The 25,632-nt window shown below is 64.8% G+C and carries 22 protein-coding genes; 16 read left to right on the top strand and 6 right to left on the bottom strand.

The window, feature by feature from the left end; genetic code table 11:
- Window positions 1-15: 15 nt before the first annotated feature.
- On the bottom strand, window positions 16-3,486 hold the full coding sequence (locus tag DTX69_RS04865; protein WP_119300368.1) for an FAD-dependent oxidoreductase: 3,471 nt from the start codon (window positions 3,484-3,486) through the stop codon (window positions 16-18).
- A 212-nt stretch (window positions 3,487-3,698) separates the two neighbouring features.
- Between DTX69_RS04865 and DTX69_RS04860 the strand changes: the two genes are divergently transcribed.
- Together DTX69_RS04860 and DTX69_RS04855 are read left to right on the top strand one after the other, a co-directional pair.
- Window positions 3,699-4,367 (top strand): sulfite oxidase-like oxidoreductase, encoded by a 669-nt coding sequence (locus DTX69_RS04860; protein WP_119300367.1) that lies wholly within the window; start codon window positions 3,699-3,701, stop codon window positions 4,365-4,367.
- 128 nt (window positions 4,368-4,495) lie between these two features.
- Complete coding sequence (locus DTX69_RS04855; RefSeq protein ID WP_119300366.1) at window positions 4,496-4,969, top strand: tetratricopeptide repeat protein; 474 nt, start codon at window positions 4,496-4,498, stop codon at window positions 4,967-4,969.
- Between the two features lie 160 nt (window positions 4,970-5,129).
- On the opposite strand, the gene DTX69_RS04850 is transcribed toward DTX69_RS04855, so the two are convergent.
- From DTX69_RS04850 to DTX69_RS04840, 3 genes are read right to left on the bottom strand one after another with little or no spacing between them, the layout of a single operon-like run.
- A complete protein-coding gene (locus tag DTX69_RS04850) occupies window positions 5,130-5,798 on the bottom strand; it encodes a phytochelatin synthase family protein (RefSeq protein ID WP_162916672.1) in 669 nt (222 codons plus the stop codon).
- A 10-nt stretch (window positions 5,799-5,808) separates the two neighbouring features.
- Window positions 5,809-7,491 carry an adenylate/guanylate cyclase domain-containing protein gene (locus DTX69_RS04845; protein WP_284735545.1) on the bottom strand — a complete coding sequence of 561 codons (1,683 nt, stop codon included), beginning with the start codon at window positions 7,489-7,491 and terminating at the stop codon, window positions 5,809-5,811.
- A 54-nt stretch (window positions 7,492-7,545) separates the two neighbouring features.
- Window positions 7,546-8,274, bottom strand: a complete 729-nt coding sequence (locus tag DTX69_RS04840; protein WP_119300364.1) for a class I SAM-dependent methyltransferase — start codon at window positions 8,272-8,274, stop codon at window positions 7,546-7,548.
- 211 nt (window positions 8,275-8,485) lie between these two features.
- Here DTX69_RS04840 and DTX69_RS04835 point away from each other — a divergent pair, with 211 nt between their 5' ends.
- The 3 genes from DTX69_RS04835 (at window position 8,486) to DTX69_RS04825 (ending at window position 10,863) form a co-directional block, all read left to right on the top strand.
- On the top strand, window positions 8,486-8,734 hold the full coding sequence (locus DTX69_RS04835; protein ID WP_119300363.1) for a DUF1289 domain-containing protein: 249 nt from the start codon (window positions 8,486-8,488) through the stop codon (window positions 8,732-8,734).
- 37 nt (window positions 8,735-8,771) lie between these two features.
- Complete coding sequence (locus DTX69_RS04830; protein ID WP_162916671.1) at window positions 8,772-9,755, top strand: lysylphosphatidylglycerol synthase transmembrane domain-containing protein; 984 nt, start codon at window positions 8,772-8,774, stop codon at window positions 9,753-9,755.
- A 91-nt stretch (window positions 9,756-9,846) separates the two neighbouring features.
- Entirely contained in the window at window positions 9,847-10,863 is a 1,017-nt protein-coding gene (locus DTX69_RS04825) for a glycosyltransferase family 2 protein (RefSeq protein ID WP_119300361.1), read from the top strand.
- Window positions 10,864-10,867: 4 nt separating this feature from the next.
- Here the strand turns inward: DTX69_RS04825 and DTX69_RS04820 are convergent, their stop codons facing one another.
- Window positions 10,868-12,931, bottom strand: a complete 2,064-nt coding sequence (locus tag DTX69_RS04820; protein WP_119300360.1) for a hypothetical protein — start codon at window positions 12,929-12,931, stop codon at window positions 10,868-10,870.
- 138 nt (window positions 12,932-13,069) lie between these two features.
- Window positions 13,070-14,503 (bottom strand): metalloprotease TldD, encoded by a 1,434-nt coding sequence (tldD, locus tag DTX69_RS04815; RefSeq protein WP_119300359.1) that lies wholly within the window; start codon window positions 14,501-14,503, stop codon window positions 13,070-13,072.
- Between the two features lie 408 nt (window positions 14,504-14,911).
- On the opposite strand from tldD, the gene coxB reads away from it, so the two are divergent.
- From coxB to DTX69_RS04765, 11 genes are all read left to right on the top strand, one after another.
- The gene (coxB, locus tag DTX69_RS04810) at window positions 14,912-15,766 is read left to right on the top strand and encodes a cytochrome c oxidase subunit II (RefSeq protein ID WP_119300358.1); all 855 of its coding nucleotides are present in this window, start codon (window positions 14,912-14,914) and stop codon (window positions 15,764-15,766) included.
- Window positions 15,767-15,796: 30 nt separating this feature from the next.
- Entirely contained in the window at window positions 15,797-17,431 is a 1,635-nt protein-coding gene (ctaD, locus tag DTX69_RS04805) for a cytochrome c oxidase subunit I (RefSeq protein ID WP_119300357.1), read from the top strand.
- A 62-nt stretch (window positions 17,432-17,493) separates the two neighbouring features.
- Window positions 17,494-18,429: a heme o synthase gene (cyoE, locus tag DTX69_RS04800; RefSeq protein WP_119300356.1), complete on the top strand. Its 936-nt coding sequence runs from the start codon at window positions 17,494-17,496 to the stop codon at window positions 18,427-18,429.
- A complete protein-coding gene (locus DTX69_RS29975; RefSeq protein WP_162916669.1) occupies window positions 18,426-18,566 on the top strand; it encodes a hypothetical protein in 141 nt (46 codons plus the stop codon). Before cyoE ends, DTX69_RS29975 begins: the two co-directional genes overlap by 4 nt.
- A 4-nt stretch (window positions 18,567-18,570) precedes the next feature.
- A complete protein-coding gene (locus DTX69_RS04795; protein ID WP_119300355.1) occupies window positions 18,571-19,185 on the top strand; it encodes a cytochrome c oxidase assembly protein in 615 nt (204 codons plus the stop codon).
- 28 nt (window positions 19,186-19,213) lie between these two features.
- Window positions 19,214-20,077: a cytochrome c oxidase subunit 3 gene (locus DTX69_RS04790; RefSeq protein WP_119300354.1), complete on the top strand. Its 864-nt coding sequence runs from the start codon at window positions 19,214-19,216 to the stop codon at window positions 20,075-20,077.
- 30 nt (window positions 20,078-20,107) lie between these two features.
- Window positions 20,108-20,458, top strand: coding sequence for a DUF983 domain-containing protein (locus DTX69_RS04785; protein WP_119300353.1), 351 nt, complete (start codon window positions 20,108-20,110; stop codon window positions 20,456-20,458).
- 4 nt (window positions 20,459-20,462) lie between these two features.
- The gene (locus DTX69_RS04780; protein ID WP_284735544.1) at window positions 20,463-21,185 is read left to right on the top strand and encodes an SURF1 family protein; all 723 of its coding nucleotides are present in this window, start codon (window positions 20,463-20,465) and stop codon (window positions 21,183-21,185) included.
- Window positions 21,182-22,696 (top strand): carboxypeptidase M32, encoded by a 1,515-nt coding sequence (locus DTX69_RS04775; RefSeq protein WP_119300351.1) that lies wholly within the window; start codon window positions 21,182-21,184, stop codon window positions 22,694-22,696. The genes DTX69_RS04780 and DTX69_RS04775 overlap by 4 nt, the downstream gene beginning before the upstream one ends.
- 253 nt (window positions 22,697-22,949) lie before the next feature.
- Complete coding sequence (gene thrC, locus DTX69_RS04770) at window positions 22,950-24,356, top strand: threonine synthase (RefSeq protein ID WP_119300350.1); 1,407 nt, start codon at window positions 22,950-22,952, stop codon at window positions 24,354-24,356.
- Window positions 24,357-25,631 (top strand): M16 family metallopeptidase, encoded by a 1,275-nt coding sequence (locus tag DTX69_RS04765; protein ID WP_119300349.1) that lies wholly within the window; start codon window positions 24,357-24,359, stop codon window positions 25,629-25,631.
- The last annotated feature ends 1 nt before the right edge of the window (window position 25,632 follow it).

Here is a 25,632-nt window from a genome sequence, read left to right as displayed (position 1 = left end):
CCTTCAAGCGCTCATTCAAGCCGTGGCGCGCTTCTCGTCCAACTGCTTCAGGGAATGATCGATCCACTGCACGGTCAGTTTCTCGTGCACCGAGTTCTGGCCGAGGCGCTGGCGCAAGGCGCCGAAATCCACCTCGTCCAGCTTCTGGTCCTGGTTGAAGCAGGAGAACACCACCGTCTCCTCGCCCGTCACCGGATCCTTGTGCGGCTGCAGGCACTGGGCGCAGATCTCCTTCATCATGCATTGCATCGGCGAGTTGATGGAGCCGATCGCGCAATGCGACGACTTGAGATAGGGCTTCAGCACGTCGTGCCGCGCCCGCGCCACCGCCGCCATCATGCCGTCGGAGCCGATGGCGATGATGCGGTCGACATCCTGAATCTTGATGCTGGTCTCGCCGAGATCGCCCTTCGCGTAGCTGAGGATCGCCTGCACGATGTTGCCGACGAACGCCTTGTCCTGCGGCCGGTCGGCGGTGAAACCCGGCGCCTCGTCGCTCGCCCACACCACCACGTCGGACGCCGCCTCGATCTCCTCGACCTTGTAGCGGTCCTGGATCTTCTTGTAGCCGGCGAAATAGACGACTTTTGAGCCGGCAGCCTTGAGCGCGCGTCCGATCGAGAACAACACCGCGTTGCCGAGGCCGCCGCCCGCCAGCAGCACGGTCTCGCCCGCCGGCGTATGGGTCGGCGTGCCGGTCGGGCCCATCAGGATCACCGGCTCGCCCGGCTGCAGCCAGGCGCACAGGTCGGAGGATCCGCCCATCTCGAGCACGATCAGGCCGACCAGGCCTTCCTTCACGTCAGTCCAGGCGCCGGTTAGCGCCAGACCTTCCATGGTGAGGCGCGTGTCGCGGGTCTTGTGAGCCAGGGTCTCGAAATTCTGCAGACGGTAAAACTCGCCGGGCAGGAAGTTGGCGGCTGCTTGCGGCGCCTCCACCACGACCTCGACGATGGTCGGCGTCAGTCGGTTGACCGTGCGGATCTTCGCGCGCAGACGGCGATTGAGATCGGCGAGGAACGTGCTGTGGTCAGTGCTGGTGGCCGCCGGCAAACGTTCCAGCGCCTGCACCACGACCGGCCAACCCAGCTTGGCGCTGCCCATCGCCTTCACCACGTTGCCGGCGAAAGAAGGGTGTAGGTCGCCGAAGAACGAAGTCGCGCGGCCGTCGGCCCGCATCTCGGTGATCACGCGCACCTCGGCCGGCTTAGCGAGCTTCTCCGGCTTCACCACTGCGCCCTCGTCGTTCAGCGCTTGGAAATACTGGCCGTCGACATGGAAGTGGTCAGCATGCTCGCGCGCGAGGACGGTGTTGGGTCGCGTGCCCGCTGCGACCAGCACCGCCCGCGCGGGGAGAGAGACTTCCGCGCCGTCCGCGTTCTTGAAATGAATGCGCTCGGCGTGGCCGGTCTTGTCTTCGTCGATGCGCGTCGGCGTCAGGCCCTCGGTGAAACGGATGCCTTCCTCCATCGCCTTTTCCACTTCCTCGTGGTTCAGCGTGTAGGAAGGCGAATCGATCAGGCGCCGGCGATAGGCGATGGTGACGCCGCCCCAACCATCGATCAGCTTGGAGAATCTCGGCGCTTCGCGCGCCGCGGCTGCCCGCGCCCGCTCGGCGCGGAACGCCTTGGCATGGGCAATGAATTCGTCCGCGACTTCCAGCTCGATCGGCGAGAACCTGGCGCGTACGCCCTCGGCGCCATGCTCGGCGACCAGGGTCTCGTATCGCTTCAGGAACTTCTCGACCTGCATCGGGTAATAGGCCATCGCCTCGGTCGCGGTGTCGATGGCGGTCAGGCCGCCGCCGATGACCACTGCGGGCAGACGGAGCTGCAGGTTCGCGATCGAATCCTGCTTGGCCGCGCCGGTCAGCTGCAGCGCCATCAGGAAGTCCGAGGCCATGCGCACGCCGCGCGCCAGGCCGCCGGGCATCGACAGCAGGGTTGGCTTGCCGGCACCCAGCGCGAGCGCGATGTGATCGAAACCCATCGCAAACGCCTGCTCGGCGGTGATGGTGCCGCCGAAGCGCACACCGCCGAACATTGCGAACTGAGCGCGCCGCTCCAGCAGCAGGCGGATGATCTTCAGGAAGTTCTTGTCCCACCGCACGGTGATGCCGTATTCGGCGACGCCGCCAAAGCCCGCCATCACGCGGTCGTTCAGGTCTTCCTGCAATTCGGAGAGATGCTTGATCGGCTTGAAGCCGACGCGCTTGCCGTCCGGCTTGACGCCTGAGAGCGCCGAATCGAGCGGCTCGATTTTGAGGCCGTCGATCGCGACCACAGTGTGGCCGTCATTCAGCAGATAGTGCGCCAGCGTATAGCCGGCGGGTCCGAGGCCCACCACCAGCACGCGACGGCCACTCGCCGCCTTTGCAATCGGCGCCTTGATGTTGAGCGGGTTCCAGCGTGTCAGCAGGCTGTAGATCTCGAAGCCCCAGGGCAGACCGAGCACGTCCTTGAGCGAGCGCGTCTCCGCCTGCGGGATATCGACCGGGTCCTGCTTCTGATAAATGCAGGCCTTCATGCAGTCGTTGCAGATGCGGTGGCCTGTCGCCGCGCACATGGGATTGTCGATGGCGATGATGCCGACGGCGCCGATCGGCAGACCGTCAGCCTTCACCGTGTGCATCTCGGAGATCTTCTCGTCGAGCGGACAGCCGGCGAGGGTTACGCCGAAGACGCTCTTCTTGAAGGTGCCGTCCTTTTCCTTGAGCCCGCGCGAGCAGCTGTCCTTGCCCTGGTTGTGGCAGAAGATGCAGTAGTTGGCCTGATCCAGCGCGTGGTTCAGGTCCATACCTGGATCGGTCAGGTGGAATCCTTCGCGTGCACGCAACTTGTCCTCGCTGAGCTTCAGCGTCGGAATGCCGTGTCGCGTCTCCGACTCCAGATGCACCAGATGCATCGGGTCGACTTTGCGCGGCGCCTTGAACAGCACGCCCTTGCGATGCAGTGCCTTGCCGGCCGGCGTCTGGGTCGCCCAGGCCGCGTACTTCGTCGCGAGATCGAGTGCGTGGGCGTGACTGGCTTCGTCCTTCAGCCACGTGTCGACGTGGGTCGCGAAAGTCAGCTCATCGAACTTCCCGCCGAAGAGAGCCGTCAGCTCCGTGCGCAACGCATCCGCATCGAGCGTAGCGGCCGCGGCTTCGTTGTGCGCCTTGAGGGCGCGGCGCTGCACGAACAGGCGCTTCACGGAATAGAGCGGCGCCAAGTCCGTGTGCCGCTTGCGAAGAGCGCCGAGCTCATCCGTGATGCCGAACAGCTCGCCCACGAAATCGTCCAGGTGGGCGGCCACCGCGATGACGAGTGCCGATTCCGCCTTGGCATCGAGCTTGTCCGGTTCGACCCGCGCCGCCATCAGGCGGCCTGCTAAGCCTTCGTCCGAAACGCGCAGGTGATCGACGAACAAGGCATCGATCCGCGCCAGGCCGGCAGCGTTATAGAGCTCTTCGAAACGCAGGCCGTGCGCCAGGCGCAATTCGGACATCCCAGAAGTCCCTTATTTTACAGCCAAATAGCGGAAAATTGGCCGAATCCTACCGGCCGTTGTTACAGGCTGGCATGTGTAAATGCAAGAAAGGTTACAGCCTATCACGCATGAAGTCAGTGTGAAATTGGCATTGGAGTGCGAAATCTGCGTGACTATTCTTCCGTAATCCCAATTGGGGCCCATGTTCAGAACATTTGGGAGTTTCGAGTATGCCAGGCCAGGACAATGAGACGGGCCAGTTCCGCGACAAGCTGATCCGCCGCAAGCAGGAATGGGCCGCCGAGGGCCGCCTGCTGACCGGCCGGAAGGCGCGGCCCGAATCCGAGCGCCTGCCGCCGGGCCAGCGCGAGGTGAAGACCTGGCCCGTTCTTGACCTCGGCGCGCAGCCCAGGATCGATCTCAAGCTCTGGCGCCTGACGGTCGATGGATTGGTGGAGAACCCGGTCACATTGGATTGGCAGTCCTTCACGGATCTGCCGCAATCGGAGTCGGTCAGCGACATCCATTGCGTGACGGCCTGGTCTCGCTACGACAATCGCTGGCGCGGCCTTGCGGTGGCGGATTTGCTAGAGTTGGCGCGACCGAAGCCCGAAGCCAAGTTCGTCCTGTTCCAGTCCTATGACACCTACACCACCAATCTGCCGCTCGAGGAGTTCGCGGTGCCCGATGCGCTCCTGGCGACCCACTGGGAAGGCGAGCCTTTGACGGTCGAGCATGGCGGCCCTTTGCGCGTGCTGGTGCCCCAGCTCTATTTCTGGAAAAGTGCCAAGTGGATCAAACGCATCACATTCGCGGCCGAGGATCAGCCGGGCTTCTGGGAGGTGCGTGGCTATCACAATCACGGCGACCCGTGGGAAGAAGAGCGCTATAGCGGGTAACCAGCGTCACGCTCTTGTGATGGCGGAATGCGCGTCAGCGTCGCATCATCTGTGACTTGCTTCACTGTCGGTGCGCGCTGCCGCCGGCATGGTAGGTTGGGCAACTAGATGAGAGGGAGGGGCATGTGATGAAGCGAGGCGATCTTCGCGCCGCGGCCATCGTGGTGCTGGGCTTGATGGCGCTGCCGGGTACCGCCTATGCGCTGGGGACCAGTTCGACGCCGGACTCGTCGAAGGCCGACCCATACAAGCAGGCCGAGGATCTGATCGATGACGAGGAATACGCCAAGGCGATCCCGCTGCTGCAGAAGTCAATCAAGGAAAAGGGCGAATATGCCGATGCGCTGAACCTGCTCGGCTATGCCAACCGCAAGCTGGGCGACAAGGCCAAGGCCCTCACCTATTACACAAAGGCGCTGAACCTCGAGCCAGACCATCTCGGTGCCAACGAGTATCTGGGCGAGCTCTATCTCGAGATGAACGACCTCGCCAAAGCCGAGGAGCGCCTGGACGTGCTCAAGAAAGCCTGCGGCGATTGCGACGAATACGACGACCTCGCCGACGAGATCGACGACTACAAGGAAGAGCACGGGCTGTCGTAACGGCCACCCGGCGCCAGTTTGCCCTCCTATGTCACCCCGGACAGCCGCGAAGCGGCGTGATCCGGGGTCCACGGTTCAAACGCATAAGCGGCGGAGAGATGGACCCCGGCTCGCGCTTCGCTTGGCCGGGGTGACAGCTGAGAGGCGTAAGAGGGGGCGCCTATCTTCGCTGCACTACCGCATAACCACGCGGCTCGCCCGTTTTCCTGCTCTGTGTCGCCATCGCCCTGGCAAGGCGCGGCAACGGGGCCCAGACCGGCTCGTAATCCTTCTTGTAGACGTCCAGCATGAGGACACGGTCGCGCGCCGCGTCATAGGCGCCGATCGGCGAGAAGTGCCCGACATCGACGCCATCGCCGTAGAACAGATCGAGATGGAAATTGGCAGCCGCGAATCCCGATCCGCCGCTCTCCATCTCGATCAATGCCCCGCGCAAATCCGCGATCGCTGCGTCGGCGTCGGTCACGGGCGTGATTGCGATGTTCCACCTGCCGGCGCACTCATAGCAGTGCAGCGCGCGCTCCATGGCCGCGGCGAACTCAGTGAGGCTGAGCCCGTCGCCGTTCTGCGCGACTGCCGCGCGCCAGGCCTGATCGCCCAGCCTGTCCAGCAAGCTCGCTTCGCTGACCGGACCGGCACTGCGCAGATGGCCTTCATGCCCGCGCACCGCGTTGATCAGCATCACGGCGGTCGCGAGCGAGCAGGACGAATCCGTCCCCTGCTGGATCAGGTGCGGCGCGATCGACCAATAGGCGCTCTCCGGCGCCCCGCGCAGATAGGCGTGGTCCAGCCGGAGCGGGACCAGGTCGGGCGAATGGCGGTGCGTCAACGAAGCCCCCTCATGCCGATACGGGAACGGTCGCTGCGTCATCGATCGCAATGGCGATCAGCGTCTGCTCGCGGCCGCGCAGGATGATCTCGCAGCGCCGGCCCATGTCCACCGGCAGCTCGGCCCCGTGCGCCACGATCTCGGAGATGAGCAGCTGGCAGTTCTCTTCCTTGGTGGCGGTCTCAAGCCGGCTGGCAGTGTTCACGGTGTCGCCGATCGCGGTCAGCGAAAGGGCGGGCGGGAAGCCCATCTCGCCCACGATCGCCGGCCCGAAATGAATGCCGATGCCGATGCGGAACGGCGCCTTTAGCTCGGCACGGTGCTGCACGTTGAAGATCTCGAGCGCCGTCGCCATGCGGCGGGCCGCATCGAGCGCCTGGGCCGAGGCCAGCTCCGGCCGGCCCTTGAGACCGAACACCGCCATGACGCCGTCGCCGATGAACTTGTCGACATGGCCGCCTGCTGCCAGGATCGCTTCGCCCATCAGTCGGAAATACTGGTTCAGCAGGAACACCACGTCATAGGGCAGGCGCCGCTCCGCCATGCTGGTGAAGCCGCGCAAGTCGGCGAACAGGATAGCCACTTCCTGCTCCTTGCCCTGGCTGAGGTCGCCGCGGAACAAGGCCTTGGGTGCCGTGATCTCCGGCGACAGGAGCGGCTGGATGGTGACCGGCGCCGTCGGACGCGTCTGGCAGGCGAGACGCACGCCTGGCGGCGCGTGAATGCGGGCCAGCACGCGATCCTCTTCCTCCTGTGGAGGAGGCAGCAAGTCGACGCCTTCGATCACCCGCACCCTGCAGGTGGAACAGCGGCTACGTCCGCCGCATACCGAGGCATGCGGGATGCCGCCGATGCGGCTGGCTTCCAGCAGGCTAGTGCCAGGCTGGATAACGACCCGCTTCCCGTTGGGATAGGAGACCGTGATCGCACGCCGGCGCGTGGCTAGCGCGCGCACGCCGCGGCCTGCGAACACGCCGGCGACGATGGCGGCAAAGCCGAGCAGCAGCCAGTCGCCCACTTCGTCAAGGAATGCCACCTGGTCCTGAGCGGGCAGGTTGATTTTAGCATCCAGGATTGCTGGCCAGTTGGGGTCGGCGGCGAGTGCGGCCACTTCCCGCGCGCCGGCCACGAAGCCCAGCAGCGCCAGCACCGGGATCAAGAGCGCAAGCGCGCCGAGCCAGGGGCGCCAGGGCGGAAACCACGCCTTCACGCGCAGCCAATAACTGAGGCCGATGCAGCCATGGATCCAGGTCACGACGAGAGCTGAGCTCTGCAGCACGCCATTGATCGGCGCCGCCGTCCAGGCGGCCCACAGCACATAAGCGTAGCGGTCATCGACTCCATAGAGCGCATGGGCAACGGCGGTGCCGAGGATGTGCAGGATGATCAACGGCGGTGCGCTCAAGCCGAGCACGAGTTGGCTCGCTTCCAGGCGCGGCATCCTGAGGCTCTTGCGCCGATAGAGCGCGCGCAGCCCGATCGAAAGATGCAGCAGCGCCGCCAGCAGGAGGATCGGCTCGAGCGGCCGCCAGAAGCCGAGAAAGACGAGGCGCCCGGCCTCCATCGCCGCGAGCGAAACCAACCCGAGCGCGTGGTTGAGATTGTGGGTGAGGACATAGAGGAACAGGATGAGCCCGGTCGTCAGGCGGGTAACGGCGATGATCCGCCCCCAATGGCCGGTCGTCGGCGGCACTGGCGCTCCTCCCCCGCTGTTGCGCAGTCTGGCTGGAGGGATATTAGACCCTCGCTAGATGGACGCCAATCCGCGCGCGGCGTCGGCGTCGACATCCTCCATGTAGAAGAAATCGCGACCGACGGACTGGATCTGATGCTGTGCCGGAATCGGAAACAGCATCTTCAGGAAGGAGTGGGGGTACGGAAAGAAATGAAAGTGCGGATTGAAGTTGTATTCGAACTCCCGCTCGCGCGGCACGACCAGGATCAATCGACGTTTGGTAACCCGCCTCAGTTCCGCGAGGGCGGCCCGCAGGTCCAGGATGTGCTCGAGCACATGCGTGCAGATCACCGTATCGAAGTGTCGATCGGGAAACGGCATGCGCATGATGTCGCATTCACGGAACGTGATGTTCGGCGCCCCGCGGGTCTTGCCCAGCACGAAATCGACCCCGGTGAACCGGCACTCCTTGAGCGCGGGTGCCTCCGCCAGCGCGTTGAGCAGATATCCAGTGCCGCAGCCGACATCGCAGATGTCGGGTCCGATTGCGTTCTGGCGGATGAGGTCCATGCAGGCGGCCGAGCAGTCGGTCTCGCCATGAACGCGTGGATGCGCCTCATAGAGCGCGCGATACTCTTCGGGCGTGAGGAACGGCGCCCGACGCCTGAATTCGGCCATTGCCTTGACATGGGCGCCGCCGCCCAGCCGCAACAGCCAGCCGAACGCCTTGCTGTCGCGCAGGAAGCCCGGCACCAGCTCCTCCAGGATGAACCGGATGCGGTTCGATGTTTCCCGTCGCATAGGGCTTAGATTCCCGGCAGTGTCATATACGACCCCAACTCAGCGCGACCCTATCGCCCCCTATGGAAAGAAAAGATTAAGGTTGGCGGGACTATTGCGGACCCAGGCCGCTGTTCAAGACTCTCCGGTGCGTGATAAGAACCGCACGCGCCCGGGCATGAAATGCCCTTGCATAAGACGAAGGCTGGGGTAAGCGATCCTGCATGGCATCATGAGCGAAGTCACGGAAGACCAACGCCGCCTGGCGCGCGAGAAGCGCCGCGAAGAGCGCCGCCGCCTCCTGGCGAGCGGGCCGGCGTCGCCCTGCATCAGCGTCTGCCAGATCGATCCCAAGACCGGCTGGTGCATCGGCTGCTACCGCACCATCGACGAGATTCGCGACTGGATCATTTCGCCGCCGGAAGAGCGGCAGAAGATCCTGGATGCATTGCCGGCGCGCCGCTCCGGCTCGACAGGATAGCGCGCGTCACAATGGTTCCCGCCCGGATATCCGACCGGTGCTGACGCAGCGCAAACCGCGCGGCGGGCATGTGCTGATCCGGCTTCTGCAGGCCGCGGTCAGCCTCGGCCTCCTGGCGGCGCTGATCGCCATCGTGGACTGGCAAACGATGCGCAAGGCCGCGGCAGCGCTGTCGCTCGGCGGGCTTATCGCGGTATTTGCGGTTTGCCTTCTGGCGCAAGCGGCATTCGTGCTGCGTTGGCGGGCCTTGCTCGACATGCTGGGCATGCGTGAATCCTGGGCGCGCTCCTGGCATTCCGTCTTTGCTGGGTTGTTCCTGACCAACTTCCTTCCCGGAACACTAGGCTCCGACGGGCTGCGGGTGGTGCTGCTCACCAAGTCCTACGGCCGCGCTTCGACTGCGATCGGCGCCATCGCGTACGAGCGCCTGATGCAGCTGGCGGTCTATGTTTGTCTGGTATCGGTCGCCGCCCTGCTCCCCATGCCATGGCTTCAGCCGTGGCTGCGCGCGATCATCACCGTCGGCGGCGTCGGGGCGGTGTTGGTTCTGATCTTCATCCTCTATTGGCTCGGGCAGCGATCGCCGGCAATCGGCCCCAGCGGTGGCGGCTTCATGCAAACCGCATGGCATCTGTTCGCGACCATCCTGACGGAAACCGGTCGAATGCAAACGCGCATGCGGCGGCATCGCCGCGCGGCACTCGGTTTCTGGCTCGCCAACATCCTCAACATCGCGCTGGTAGTGACAATGTCGCAGCTGATCCTCCTGGATATCGGAGAGGATATCGGCTTGCCGGCGGTCGCCTTCACGGTCGGCGGCGGCATGATCATTGGCGCCGCTCCGATCTCGATCAACGGCCTCGGCACCTTCGAATCGGCGAATGTGGCCCTGCTTGGCCTGGCGGGCGTGGTGGCATCGCACGGCTTCGTGGTGGCGCTCGTCCTCCGCGCGGCCTTCATATTGGTCAGCATCGTCGGCCTGCCGAGCGCCTTTCTGCTTTGGCGGGAACGCAAGTCCTGATGCTGGCTCACGCCGCCGAACACGGCATGGACCGGGTGGAGCGGCCTGATATATCTTCGTACCACCACGACAATGCGGTGATCGTTCCCACATGACAGCACCGATACTCAGCCTAGTGGTCCCCGTCTTGAACGAGGCCGGCACGATCGATGGTTTTGTGGCGCGCGTCACACCGATTGTGCGTCAAGCCTGCAACGACCAGGATTACGAGATCATCTTCGTCGACGACGGCAGCAAGGACGCGACGGTGGCCGAGATCCTGCGCTGCCGTGAGCGCGACGCGGCGGTGAAGCTCGTTATCCTTTCGCGCAATTTCGGCAAAGACATCGCCCTATCGGCCGGGCTCGAGGCGGCCCGTGGCGCGGCGGTGATCCCCATCGACGTCGATCTGCAGGACCCGCCGGAAGCGATTCTGGATCTTGTACAGAAGTGGCGCGAGGGGTTCGAGATCGTCTATGCGGTGCGCACGGACCGCACCAGCGACAGCTTCACCAAGCGCAAGACGGCGGACTGGTTCTATCGCGTGTTCAACCGCGTTGCCGATACGCCGATCCCGGAACATGCGGGCGACTTCCGCTTGCTGGACCGCCGGGTGGTCGATGCGCTGAACGCCCTGCCGGAACGCAACCGGTTCATGAAGGGGCTCTATTCCTGGGTCGGATTCAGGAGCGCTAGCGTTTCGGTCGTTCGGGCCGCGCGCGAGGAAGGCCAGAGCAAGTGGAAATACTGGCGTCTGTGGAACTTCGCACTCGGCGGCATCTTTGCTTTCAGCACGGCGCCGCTGCGGGTGTGGAGCTATGTCGGCGCCACCTTCGCCGTGATCGGATTGGCTTATGCCGCATACCTTGTACTGCGGGTGCTGGTGCAGGGCGTCGACGTTCCGGGCTATGCGTCGTTGATGGTCGCTGTGCTGTTCATGGGCGGGCTCAACCTGATGACCCTCGGCATCCTCGGCGAGTATATCGGCCGAATCTATACCGAGGCCAAGCAGCGGCCGCTCTATCTGGTGCGGGAGCGCATCGGCTTTGAAGAGCCGGCTGGGCAGCGCGGCGAGGACGTGGCGGAGATCGAGACCCTGCCGCGCCGGATCACAAAGGGCGGCGCGTGATGCCTCAGCTTCTTTCGCAGGGAACGACGCGCACGTCTTCCGCTGCCAACGAGTCTACCCAAATGACGGTCTGAAATCCGGTCTCCAACGCGCGCCGGCAGACTGCTTCCTCCGTCTGGTGGAGCGCGGGCTCGGCCGGCGGCGGTGGGAAGCCGAACCACGCGGCATCCTGGCGGCAGGTCTCCTGTTTTGCATAGTAGCCGAGCACCTGCGGCAGTCCGGCGACAGCGATGGGGAACAGGCTCTTCGCGTCGCAGTCGCGCGCCATCTCCCAATAGGCTTCGTTTTCCGCCGGCACGAAGACCGCTGCGCTGGTCCCGAACTCGGCGCGCAAGGCTCGCAACCGCTCGGCCAGCGCGGCTCCGTCCGGCTGCGCCGGTGATCCGGTCAGCAGCTTGGCTAAGCCGATTTCCTGCAAGGCGCGCTTGCGATCCTCGCGCCACACCCGCTTCTTGTCGTCCGCGTAGTAGCTGCGATCGCCCGTGCGCAGCAGCGCGCTCGCCGACACGAAGCTGTTGAAGCGCCCCGTGGCATAACTTGCGCCTTGCGCGATGAGTCCGACCAGTAGCAGCGTTGCGAGGCCGGCGGGGAGCCACGGCCTGATCGTGCGCAAGTAGCGTGCTGACACGGCCCAGAGCCGCGGGAACAGTGCCACATTGATGGTCGTGGCGAGCCAGGCCTGCGCGTAGAGGAAATAGAGCGCGTCGCCGCCTTCGATGCGCAGTAGCAGGACCGGGATATTCGCCACCGCTGCGCCGGCCAGCAAGGCGCACAAGGCTTGCCTGCGCCATGGGTTCAGCTCCCCCCAGAGTCCCCACAGGAAGAGCAGGGCCAGGATGGTCTCAACGTGAGCGGCGACCGGCAGCAGCCAATTGCCGCGATCGAACCCGTACTCGAAGTAGTGGATCCGACCCAGCCACTCCGCTCCCTCCGAGCCAGGGTCGTTGAACATCAACAGGGCTGTCCCGAAGGCCAGGACCGATAACACGCCCCCCACCCAGAGCTCGGCACGGCGCAGCCCGTGCACCAGCAGCATGGAGATGCCGAACACGCCGGCGAAAACGAAGCCCATGGAGATCTTGCAGGCCGCGAGCGGCCACAAGCCGAGGCTGCAGATGACGACAGCGATCATGCGCCAGCTGCGGGACGCGTCGCGATCGAGGGCAAGCAGCAGGACGCCCGGGAACAGCAGCAGCCCGAGCGCGGCGCCCGCCAGCATGGATTCGCTTTCGTAGACGATGTTCCCGACGTCGACGTAGGTCGCGAGCAGAATGAACAGCGCGATCGACCCGACCGCCGCGAGCGGCGCAACACGGAGCTGCGGCAGCAACGCCGCGCGCCAGATGCCGGCAGCCAAGGCGACGACGAACCAGATCAGCGGGACGAACAGGAATATCTTGGAGGCAACGACGGCTGCGATCGGGTCGCCAGGAACGGCAGCGCTCACCCGAGCCGTGATCCAGTTGAATCCGAAATGGTAGTGCATCGGCTGCAGGCCATCGATCGCCATGCTCGGGAGCCCGAAATTGGCCAGCGATGCAACCAGCGCACCCTGGTAGAACTGGTCTCCGTCGGTGCGGCCAAACAAGGCGAGCTCGTCGGCGAAGAAGCTGGAATACTTGGTGCCGGCGAAATCGAGCCCGAGCAGCAGGGCCGAGAGGATCAGCAGACCCAGCCAGAGCGGCGCGCGTCGGATGCTCGCGCCGCGGGCAACTTGCCAGATGATCGGCGCAGCCGAGATCGCTGCAAGCACAATGATGCTCCATGCGCCGATGCGGCCGAGATAGGTGAGGGCGAGAGCAACCAGCCCGGCGGCAACGATTAGCGGGCCGAACAGCTGCAGATGAAGCCTAGGCGTGGAGAAGAGCCTTCCCGCATGGAACGGTGCGGTGATGGCCAAGGTTGAAATTGCGGCGAAGACGGACACCAGCTCCGACAGGCCTGGCATGCCGTTGCGCAGCAATCCCATGATGACGGCCAGGAGCGCATTGAGCGCTAGGACGAAGACAGCGATGCGCCTGAGGTCGTCTAATGCCGTTGACCAGACGGCATCTCGGTCAGCGATCATGAGTGAGCCTGACTAGAGTGGACAGAGCAGGGGGACGCGCCGGCCGACGATCCGGCAATCAGCCGCGGTGTTTACAGCACCCCCGCGGCGGACCCTGCACGAGCCCCAATCGATGGTCAAGGAGGTCCGCTCGGCGACCTACGCCGCCGTTCCCCCCACCGTGAGGCCGTCGACCCGCATGGTCGGCTGGCCGACGCCCACGGGCACCCCCTGGCCGTCCTTGCCGCAGGTGCCGATGCCGGGGTCGAGCTTCATGTCGTTGCCGATCATGGAGACCTTGGTCAGCACGTCCGGACCATTCCCGATCAGGGTGGCCCCCTTGACCGCGGGACCGATCTTGCCGTTCTCGATGAGATAGGCTTCCGAGGCAGAGAACACGAACTTGCCCGAGGTGATGTCGACCTGTCCGCCGCCGAAGTTGACGGCGTAGAGCCCCTTCTTCACCGAGCGGATGATTTCCTCCGGCTCGTGGCTGCCGCCCAGCATGATGGTGTTGGTCATGCGCGGCATCGGATGATGCGCGAAGCTTTGGCGCCGGCCGTTGCCGGTCGGCTTCATGCCCATCAGCCGCGCATTCTGCCGGTCCTGGATATAGCCGGTCAGGATGCCGTCCTCGATCAGCACGGTGCGCTGGCTCGGCGTGCCCTCATCGTCGATGGTGAGTGAGCCGCGCCGGTCATTGATCGTGCCGTCATCGATCACCGTGACGCCCTTGGACGCCACCTGCTTGCCCATCAGGCCAGCAAAGGCCGAGGTCTTCTTGCGATTGAAGTCGCCTTCCAGCCCATGGCCGATCGCCTCATGCAACAGGATGCCGGGCCAGCCGGGTCCAAGCACCACCTGCATCTCGCCGGCAGGGGCGGAGACGGAGCCGAGGTTGACCAGGGCCTGGCGCAGCGCCTCATCGACGCTGGCCTTCCAATGAGCGGGATCAACAACCAACTCGTAGGCGAACCGCCCGCCGGTACCGTGGCTACCGGTCTCCATGCGGCCGTTTTCCTCGACCATGACGGCGATGTTGAGCCGCACCAGCGGCCGGATGTCGGCCGCGCGGCTGCCATCGCCGCGGATGATCTGCACGGCCTGCCAGTTGCCAGAGATCGAGGCCATCACCTGCTTCACCCGCGGGTCCTTGGCGCGAGCATAGACGTCGATCTCCTGCAGCAACGCGACCTTGGCACCGAACTCCATCTTGGCCAGCGGATTGTCGTCGGAATAGAGGTGCCGGTTGGTGCCCTGCGGCGCCTCGGCCAGGGTCCCGCCATAGCCGGCATGGACCGCCTTCACAGTCTCGGCAGCGCGCTGCAGCGCGTCGTCGCTGAGGTCGCTGGCATGAGCATAGGCATGCGCTTCGCCCGCCACCGCGCGCAGGCCGAAGCCCTGGGTCACGTCGAAGCTGGCGCTTTTCAGCTTGCCGTCGTCGAAGGCAAGCGCTTCCGACTGGTTGAATTCCAGGAACAGCTCGCCGTCGTCACCGCCTTTCAGGGCGTCGGCGACCGTCCGTTCGGCCCGTGCACGGTCGAGGCCGGCGCGATTGAAGAACAGGTCGTCGGTCATGGCGATGGCGGACATGAGTGTGCTCCGTAAGTCGAGTGGGTCGACAATATGGCTTTGAACAATGTGGGCACGATAGCCGTCCCGATCCACTCTGTCAGTCGGCAATGGTTGCGACGTGAAACGATCTGGATCAATTCAGCCCGCTGCGATTTATGCGGCGGATCGTCGCACAGCCGCAGTCTCAAGCTTTCCAACGAGCCTGCTGATGCTGCACAAACCCCCGGAATGCTTGAGGTTTCGGGGGCAGGGGTGTAGCTTGCCGCCGACCGTGGGGACGGGGGTTGCGGCCGCGCTGGTTGTCGCGCGCGGTCTAGCGTCCGACCGGCCTAGAGCTTAACGAAGCTGCGTTGCGGCCGACCAGTGTTCGGCCGACGGGCGGACTGAACTGCCGAGCACCCAGGCGGATAGGAACGGGAAAACGATATGAGATTGCCGAAGATTTGCTCTTTCGCGGTGGCGGCCGGTCTGACCGCCGGTTCGATGCCGGCGCTGGCGCAGGATACGGAACAGACGATCGGTGGCCCCCATGCGATGGGCGTGGGATTGCAGGCTCCGGCGACCAGCCTCGCGGAGCAAATGGTATTCCTTCACGACTGGGTGCTGCTGCCCGTCATCACGGTCATCAGCTTCTTTGTCCTGGCGCTGCTCGTCATCGTCTGGTTCAAGTTTCGCGAGTCGAAGAACCCAGTGCCATCGCGGAACACCCACAACACGCTGCTCGAGGTGGCCTGGACGATCGTTCCAGCGCTGATCCTGGTCTTCATCGCGGTGTTCTCGTTCCCGCTGCTCTATCGCCAGCTCGAGATTCCAGAGCCGGGCCTCACGGTCCGCGCGATCGGGCATCAGTGGTACTGGAGCTACGAATATCCCGACAACGGCAACTTCACCTTCGACGCCAACATGGTGGAGAAGGCCGACCTCCAGCAGAACCAGATCTATCTGCTCGACACCGACAACGAGGTGGTCCTGCCGATCGACACCAACATCCGCATCCAGATCACGGCGACCGATGTCATCCACGCCTGGACCGTTCCGGCGTTCGGCGTGAAGCACGACGCGATCCCGGGCCGGACCAATGAGAGCTGGTTCAACATCCAGAAGCCCGGGATCTATTACGGCCAGTGCTCGGAATTGTGCGGCGTGCGCCACGCCTACATGCCGATCAAGGTGCGCGCGGTCGCCAAGGAGGAGTTCCAGCGCTGGGTCACGGAAGCGCAGCAGAAGTTCGCCAAGGTCGACGGCACACCGCCGGCGAAGACCGTCGCGGCCGCTGAGTAAACGCAGAATTCGTCTCGAGGGATTGCAGCCATGAGCCCCGTTACAACGTCCCATTCGCATTACGGTCACGACGACCACGGCGATCACAAGCCTGGCTTCTTTGTGCGCTGGTTCTATTCGACCAACCACAAGGACATCGGCACCCTTTACCTGATCCTGGCCGTCGTCTCCGGCCTGTTGGGCCTCGCCTTCTCCATCTACATGCGCGCAGAGTTGATGGAGCCGGGTATCCAGTATTTCGGCGACGATGCGAACCCCGACGGGCAGCAGTGGAACGTGGTGATCACGGCGCACGCGCTGCTCATGATCTTCTTCACGGTCATGCCGGCGTTGATCGGCGGCTTCGGCAACTGGTTCGTGCCGCTCATGATCGGCGCGCCCGACATGGCGTTCCCGCGCATGAACAACATCAGCTACTGGCTGACGGTCGTCGCGCTGATCATGCTTGTCGCTTCGGCCTTCGTGGATGAGGGCGCCGGCACCGGCTGGACGCTCTATCCGCCGCTGTCCGACTCCACGTACCAGAGCGGGCGCGCGGTCGACATGGGCATCTTCGCGCTGCACATGGCGGGCGCGGCTTCGATCCTCGGCGCGATCAACTTCATCACCACCATCTTCAACATGCGCGCACCGGGCATGACCCTGCACAAGATGCCGCTGTTTGTCTGGTCGGTGCTGGTGACGGCGTTCCTGCTGCTGCTGTCGCTGCCGGTTCTGGCCGGCGCGATCACCATGCTGCTGACGGACCGCAATTTCGGCTCCAACTTCTTCAAGCCCGAAGGCGGCGGCGATCCGGTCCTGTTCCAGCATCTGTTCTGGTTCTTCGGCCACCCCGAAGTGTACATCCTGATCCTGCCGGGCTTCGGCATCATCAGCCAGGTGGTGTCCACCTTCTCGAAGAAGCCTGTGTTCGGCTATCTCGGCATGGCCTACGCGATGGTCGCGATCGGCCTGGTCGGCTTCGTCGTGTGGGCGCACCACATGTACACCGTCGGCATGGATGTCGACACGCGCGCCTATTTCATGGCGGCGACCATGGTGATCGCGGTGCCCACTGGCGTGAAGATCTTCTCCTGGATCGCGACCATGTGGGGCGGGTCGATCCGCTTCGACACGCCGATGCTGTGGGCGGTCGGCCTCATCATCTTGTTCACGATCGGCGGCGTCACCGGCGTCATCCTGGCGAATGCGCCGATCGACGTGGCGTTCCACGACACCTATTACGTGGTGGCCCACTTTCACTACGTGCTGAGCTTGGGCGCGGTGTTCGCGATCTTCTGCGGGTTCTACTACTGGATCAGCAAGATGTCGGGGCGGCAGTATCCGGAATGGGCGGGTAAGATCCACTTCTGGCTGACGTTCATCGGCGTCAACCTGACCTTCTTCCCGCAGCACTTCCTGGGCCTGCAGGGCATGCCCCGCCGCTATCCCGATTATCCGGAGGCGTTTACTTTCTGGAACCAGCTGTCGTCGATCGGCTCGTACATCTCTGCCGTCGCGACCGTATGGTTCATCGGTGTGGCGCTCTACACGGTGTTCGCCGGCCGGAAGGCCGCCGACAATCCGTGGGGTGTGGGGGCGACGACCTTGGAGTGGACTCTGAGCTCGCCGCCGCCGTTCCATACCTTCAACGATCTGCCGCAGATCAAGAGCGAAGCGCACTGAACTTGAGGATTGGGATGAATGCGGGCGGCCGCATTCATCCCACGTGAGAGACGACTGACTGCATGACTCGCGTCGCCCCATCCTTGCTCAGCGAGCACGCCGGCCTATCCACATCCGGCGGCAGCGTCGGCGACTTCATCGCCTTGCTGAAGCCGCGGGTGATGTCGCTGGTGGTGTTCACTGGCTTCGCCGGGCTGGCGGTCGCCCCCGGGCATATCCACCCGCTCATCGGCGCGGTGGCGGTGCTCTGCATCGCGGTCGGCGCCGGGGCATCTGGCGCGATCAACATGTGGTACGACCGCGATATCGATGCGATCATGAACCGCACCTGCGGCCGGCCGATCCCGCGTGGCGCGGTCTCGCCCGACGCGGCGCTCAGTTTCGGCGGCGTGCTCGCCGTGTTCTCGGTGATGCTGATGGGCCTTGCGGTCAATTGGGTGGCGGCCGGGTTGCTCGCCTTCACCATCTTCTTCTACGTCGTGATCTACACGATGTGGCTGAAGCGCCGCACGCCTCAGAACATCGTGATCGGCGGCGCCGCCGGGGCTTTTCCGCCGATGATCGGCTGGGCCGCGGTCACCGGCGACATCAGCCTTGTCTCGATCTCGCTGTTCCTGCTGATCTTCATGTGGACGCCGCCGCATTTCTGGGCGCTCAGCTTGTTCCGCGAGGGCGATTATGCCAAGGCCGGCATTCCGATGATGCCGGTGGTTGCTGGCCAGCGCGCGACCAAGATCCAGATGCTCGCCTATACCCTCTTGCTGGCGCCGATCGCGCTGGCGCCGGTCTTGCTTGGCGTTGCCGGCGTCATCTATGGAGCGGCCGCCGTCGGCCTCAATGCCGCTTTCATCGGACACGCCATCACCGTGCTGCGCGAGCGGCAAGGCCACCGTGCAGCCAAGGCGATGTTCGGCTTCTCGTTGGTGTACCTCTTCGGGCACTTTGCGGCGCTCATCCTGGATCGTGTATCCGGCTTGGTGGGTCTGATCGGCTCATGAATACGCGAACTCCCGCCAATGGCGAACGTGAACGTCAGCGCCGGCAGCGCGCGCGCAACTGGGCGATCTTCCTTGCCCTCGCCGCGTTCGTGCTGATCGTCTATATCGTCACCATCGTGAAGATGAAGGGGGGCTGACATCATGAGCCGTCCTTCGCAGCAACAGCGAAATCTTCGCGTTCTCATGATCCTGGTGGGCGTGGTCGCCGGCATGACGGGGCTCGCCTATGCCTCGGTGCCGCTCTATCGCCTGTTCTGCCAGGTCACGGGCTTCGGCGGCACGCCGCAGCGCGCCGAGATAGCGCCGACGGAGATCTCCGATCGCGTGGTGCGTGTCACCTTCACTGCCGACGTGGCGGGGGGCCTCGGCTGGCGGTTTCAGCCGATGCAGCGGCAGATCGCGCTCAGGGTCGGCGAAAACAAGCTTGCCTACTACGTCGCCGAGAATCTCGAGTCAAAGCCGGTGACCGGCCGCGCCACTTTCAACGTGTCGCCGGACGTGTTCGGTCCCTACTTCAGCAAGATCGAGTGCTTCTGCTTCACCGAGCAGACGCTGCAGCCCGGCGAACGGATCGAGATGCCGGTGAGCTTCTTCATCGATCCGGCGCTGCTCGACGATCCGGCGCTCAAGAACATCAACGATATCACCCTGTCCTATACCTTCTTCCGAGCCAGCAATGACGGCACGGCGGAGCGGAAGGTCGGGCAGGCGCGACATGGCCAGGCTGGCGGGGGCCAGCCCGGCTCGCTAAATTGAACGTAGAGGCGAGACGAAGGAACCAAAGATGAGTGCGACTCACACGGATGCTCACACCGCCGCCCACGGGGGCGCGCACGGCGCCCACAAGCCCAACCATCCGTACCATCTGGTCGATCCCAGCCCGTGGCCGCTGACCGGCTCCATCGGCGCCGTCGTGCTGACCTTCGGCATCGTACAATTCATGCACGGCTACGGGCTGTGGTGGATCGCGCCGGGCGCTTTCATCGTCGTCGCCACGCTCTTCATGTGGTGGTGGGACGTCGTCAAGGAGGCGGAGCATCAGGGTCATCACACGCCGGTCGTGCAGATCGGCTTGCGCTATGGCATGTCGCTCTTCATCGCCTCGGAGGTGATGTTCTTCGCGGCCTTCTTCTGGGCCTTCTTCGACGCCTCGCTGTTCCCCAAGGAAGCGATCGGCGGCGTGTGGCCGCCGGAAGGGATCCTGACCTTCGATCCCTTTTCGCTGCCCTTGCTCAACACGCTGATCCTCCTGACCTCTGGCTGCACGGTCACTTGGGCGCACCACGCGCTGCGTGAGGGCGATCGCAAGGGGCTGATCCAGGGCCTCACCCTCACGGTGGCCCTCGGCCTGCTCTTCACCGCGGTCCAGGCCTATGAATACGCCCACGCGCCCTACGGGTTCTCGCAGACGGTGTTCGCCTCGACTTTCTTCATGGCGACCGGCTTCCACGGCTTCCATGTAATCGTCGGCACCACCTTCCTGATCGTCTGCCTCGTGCGCTCGGTCAGGGGGCACTTCACGCCGGAGCATCATTTCGGCTTCGAAGCCGCCGCCTGGTATTGGCACTTCGTCGACGTGGTGTGGCTGTTCCTGTTCATCTTCGTCTACATCTGGGGCGGCATCAATGCGCCGCATCCGGCCCACTAGGCGAACGGACATTTCTGGGGCGGCGAGGCGATGAGCGTCTCGCCGGTCTCAGCTGGTTTCAACTGCCGCTGCCCGCGCTGCGGGCGCGGCAAATTGTTTTCCGGCTATCTGAAGCTCGTGAACAAATGCGAGTCCTGCGGGCTCGAGCTCGGCACCATGGATAGCGGCGACGGGCCGGCAGTGTTCGTGATGTTCATTGTCCTCATCATCACGGTGCCGCTGGTATTCCTGGTCTGGGCGTTGTTCGAGCCGCCGATCTGGGTGCATGCCATCCTGTGGCCGATCGTGGTCATCGGCCTGTCGCTCTGGCTGCTGCGCCCGGCCAAGGGCATCATGATCGGTCTGCAGTACAAGCATGAAGCCGGCGAGCACCAAGCATAGTCCCATGTTGAGCAAGCTTCGCTTCCGGCCGACCCTGTGGCCGACCTTGTTTTCCGTGCCGGTCTTCATCGCGATGGTCGGTCTCTGCATCTGGCAGGTGCAGCGGCTGCATTGGAAAGAGAACCTGATCGCCGAGCGCGAAACGCGCGTGGCGGCGGAGCCGGTTGCCCTTCCCGCGGTCGGCGTCAATCCGGCCAGCCTCGAATACCGCCGCGTCCGGCTCGAAGGCTCTTTCCTCCATGACAAGGAGCTGTATCTCGGCGCGCGCTCCCTCAACGGCAATCCCGGCTACCACGTCCTGACGCCCTTCGCGCCGGCCGATGGCGGCCTGGTGCTGGTCGACCGCGGCTGGGTCCCGATCGAGCGCAAGGCACCGGAAAGGCGCCCGGAAGGGCAGCTGACCGGCGCGCAGACAGTCGAGGGCATCGTCCGCGTGCCGCCCGGCAAGGCCTGGATGCAGCCCGACAACGAGCCCGGCAAGAACATGTGGTTCTATGTCGATTTACCGGCGATGGCGGCGGCCTCGGACGCCGACATCCGCCGCGATCTCTATGTCGACGCCGGGCCGGCGGAAAATCCCGGCAAATACCCCGTCGGCGGACAGACGCGGATCGAGATCCCCAACGATCATCTGCAATACGCCATCACCTGGGGCTTGCTCGCGGTGGCGCTCGCGGTCATCTATGTGCTCTACCATCTGAAGCTGGAGCGCGAGCGCAAACCATGAACAAGCCTGTGGACGCTCCGGCCGGCGCCTATGCGCGGCTGGAACAGCGTTTTCGGCGCCTCTCTGCGCTGCGGGAGGCCGCCGGCATGCTGCAGTGGGACCTGTCGACGGTGATGCCTGATGGCGGCCGTCCGGCGCGCGCGGAACAGTTGGCGACCCTGGATGTGGTGTGCCACGAGATCCTGACCGATCCCTTGACAGGCGATCTGCTGGACGAGGCGGACGCGGAGGCGGCCAACCTCAGTGACTGGCAGCACGCCAACCTCAAGGAGATGCGCCGCAGCCACACCCACGCGACGGCCCTCGATGCCGGCCTAGTGGAGGCGATGAGCAAGGCGGCGACCGCCTGCGAGGCCGTGTGGCGCGAGGCGCGGCCCAAGGCGGATTTCGCGGCGGTCTACCCGCTGCTTTCGGAGGTGCTGAACCTCATGCGCCAGGCCGCGGCAGCGAAGGCGGAAAAGCTCGGCTGCAGCCCCTATGAGGCGCTGATGGACCAGTACGAGCCGGGCGCGCGCGAGGCTGATATCGACCGCGTGTTCGCCGATTACGGCGCCTTCCTGCCCGATTTCCTGCCGCGCGTGCTGGAGCATCAAGCCCGCCGCGGCCAGCCGATCGAGCCCAAGGGTCCGTTCCCGCAGGCGGTGCAGAAGGATCTCGCCAAGCGCGTGATGGAGCGCCTCGGCTTCGATTTCCGGCACGGCCGGCTGGATGAGAGCCATCATCCTTTCTGCGGCGGCGTGCCGGAGGATGTGCGCATCACCACGCGCTACAGGGAGGACCAGTTCGTCCAGGCGCTGATGGGCGTGATCCATGAGACCGGCCACGCGCTCTACGAACGCAACCTGCCTGTCGACTGGCGCCTGCAGCCGGTGGGCAGCGCCCGCGGCATGGTGGTGCATGAGAGCCAATCCCTGCTGATGGAGATGCAGGCGGCGCGCAGCGCGCAGTTTTGCCGATATCTTTCGGGGCTGCTGCGCGAGACTTTCCCCGGCATTGATGGAGCTCTATCGCCGGAGAACTTGCAGCTGATCTATAGCCGCGTGGAGCCGGGCTTCATCCGCGTCGATGCCGACGAGGTGACCTATCCCGCGCACATCATCCTGCGCTACCAGATTGAGAAGGCGCTGTTCCGCGGCGAACTCCAGCTTGCGGACGTTCCCGGCGTCTGGCGCGAGGAATTCAAGAAACTGCTCGGCTTGGACGTGCCGTCCGACCGGGAGGGCATCCTGCAGGACGTCCATTGGTATGACGGCGCGTTCGGCTATTTCCCGTGCTACAGCCTCGGCGCCATGACCGCCGCGCAGCTATTCGACGCCGCCTGCCAAGCCCATCCCGAAATCCCCGCCGAGATCGAGCAGGGCAAGTTCACGACCCTGCAAGGCTGGCTCAAGACCAACGTCCACAGCCTCGGCTCCAGCCTCACCACGCCCGAGATCGTCACCCGCGCCACCGGCCGTCCGTTGGATGTCAACGTGTTCAAGCGGCATTTGGAGCGGCGGTATTTGAGCTGAGACCCTACGCACACTCCACGGGCACCCCGGACAGCCGCAGAGCGGCGTGATCCGGGGTCCATGGATGGGCTTGGCGCCAAGGGGCGTTGTGGTCCCGGATCGCGCTGCGTTTGTCCAGGGTGACGAGAAGGAGCGGGATGGCAGCTGGCTGGGAAACGGAACCATGCCGAAATATCACTGGTTCCGTCCGCGCCTTGCGGCAAAGCTACACGGCCACTAAGGTCTGCCCCGTTTTCCGGCTGAGGAACCCGATTTGCGCTACATCTCGACCCGCGGCGCGGCTCCCGCGCTTGGCTTCACCGATGTTCTGCTGGCCGGGCTTGCCCGCGACGGCGGGCTTTACGTGCCTGAGACCTGGCCCAAACTGACACCGGATGGCATCCGCAAGCTGCGCGGCCTCAGCTATGAAGAGATCGCCTTCCGCATCATGCAGCCCTTTGTCGGGGCGGAGATCGAGAACGCCGATCTGCAGGCGATGATCGCCGGCTCTTATGGCGTCTTCCGCCACCAGGCGGTCGTGCCGATGAAGCAGCTCGATGACAATCTCTGGCTCATGGAGCTGTTCCACGGGCCGACCCTGGCCTTCAAAGACGTGGCGCTGCAGTTGGTGGGCCGGCTCTACGACCATGCCCTGGCGAAGCGTGGCGAGCGCGTTACCATCATCGGGGCGACCTCCGGCGACACCGGCTCTGCCGCGCTCGAGGCCTGCCGCGACCGCGCCGGCATCGACATCTTCATGCTGCATCCGAAGGGCCGCGTGTCGGAGGTGCAGCGCCGGCAGATGACGACCATCGACTCCGCCAACGTCTTTAATATCGCGATCGATGGCTCGTTCGACGATTGCCAGGACCTGGTGAAGGCGATGTTCAACGATCACGCCTTCCGCGATCGCATCAATATGTCGGCGGTCAACTCGATCAACTGGGCGCGCGTGATGGCGCAGGTGGTCTACTACGCCGCCGCTGCCGTGGCGCTCGGCGCGCCCGACCGGCGCATCGGCTTCTCGGTGCCGAGCGGCAATTTCGGCAACATCTTCGCGGGCTACGTCGCGCGCCAGATGGGCTTCGATCTCGCACCGCTCATCGTCGGCGCCAACCGCAATGACATCCTCGCGCGCTTCTTCAAGACAGGGCGCATGGAGATCAGCGGCGTCGAGCCGAGCCTGTCGCCCAGCATGGACATCCAGGTCTCCTCCAACCTCGAGCGATTGCTGTTCGATCTCTACGACCGCGACGGCAAGCGGCTCGCTGAGGCCATGACTGCATTCCGCCAGACCGGAACGTTCGCCGCGCCGAAGGAAAGCTGGGGCCGCATCGAGGGCCTATTCCGCGCCGCCGCGCTGGATGATCCCGGGACGCTGCGCGCAATGGGCGAACTCTATCGAACGACCGGGGACCTGATCGATCCCCATAGCGCCATCGGCATCCACGCGGCGGCGGCTTGCCGCGCCGACCGCGAGTCCCCAATCGTGGCCCTGGCCACGGCGCACCCGGCGAAGTTCCCCGATGCGGTGGAAAAGGCCACGGGAATCCGGCCCAGATTGCCGGAGTTCCTGGCCGATCTCTATGAGCGGCCGGAGCGGATGGCCGGCTTGCCCAATGACGTTCGCGCGGTGCAGGATTATGTCTTGTCCCACCGGCGCAACGATCGGAATGGTTGAATGAGCATCCCCGCGGCGGACAGTGTCCGCGTCACCACTCTTTCCAACGGATTCCGCGTGGCGACCGACCGGATGGACTCGGTCGAGACGACGTCCCTCGGCGTGTGGGCCGGCGTCGGCACGCGCAACGAGCCGGCGGAGCACAACGGCGTCGCGCACCTCCTGGAGCACATGGCGTTCAAGGGGACGAGGCGGCGCAGCGCCCGCGACATCGTGGTGGAGATCGAGGATGTCGGCGGCTTCCTCAACGCCTATACCGGCCGCGAGCAGACCGCCTACTACGCCAAGGTACTGGCCGAGGACACGCCGTTGGTGGTCGATATCCTCGCCGACATCCTGCAGAACTCGGTCTTCGATACCGAGGAGCTGGCGCGCGAACGCGCGGTCGTGCTGCAGGAGATCGGGCAGGCGGAGGACACGCCCGACGACATCGTTTTCGATCATTTCCAGGAAACCGCTTTTCCCAACCAGGCGATGGGGCGTCCGGTCCTGGGCCGCGCGGAGATCGTGCGCGACCTACCGCGGGATGTGGTCGCCGGCTACATGGCGAGCCGCTATCGCGCCGGACAGATGGTTCTCGCGGCTGCAGGCCGGATCGACCACGACGCGCTGGTCGAGATGGCGGAGAAGCTGTTCGCAGGCCTGCCGGCCGGTGCTGTGCCGCCGTCGGAACGGGCGCGCTACGCAGGTGGTGACGGACGCTACACCCGCGATCTGGAGCAGGTACACCTCGTGCTCGGCTTCGAGGGCGTCACTTACACCGATGCCGACTACTACGTCGCCGCTGTGCTGTCGCAGCTGGTGGGCGGCGGCATGTCCTCGCGCTTGTTCCAGGAGATCCGCGAGAAGCGCGGCCTGGTCTATTCCATCCATTCCTTCGCCAGCTCCTATGCCGACGGCGGCATCTTCGGCGTCTATGCCGGCACCGGCGAGAAAGAGGTGGCGGAGCTCCTGCCGGTCGTGTGCGACGAACTCGCGAAGCTGCCGCACGATTTGACCGACCAGGAGGTGGAGCGCGCGAAGGCCCAGCTGCGCGCCGCCACCCTGATGTCGCGCGAGAAGCCCAGCGCCCGCTGCGAGCAGCTGGCGAGCCAGCTTCTGGTCTATGGGCGGCCGATTCCGCCCGCCGAAGCCGTGGCGCGGATCAATGCGGTCACCATCGACGATCTCGCGCGTCTGGCGCGGCGCCTCACGCAATCCCCACCCACGTTGACATCCATGGGGCCGGTCGGACGGGTGATGGAGTATGGGGCGCTGACACGCCGCCTCCCCTGAT

Origin of the sequence: Dongia deserti (assembly GCF_003574735.1) — a bacterium.
Lineage (GTDB): Bacteria > Pseudomonadota > Alphaproteobacteria > Dongiales > Dongiaceae > Dongia_A > Dongia_A deserti.
The sequence above is the reverse complement of the archived record's forward strand: the minus strand, read 5'-3'. Positions and strand labels throughout refer to the sequence as shown.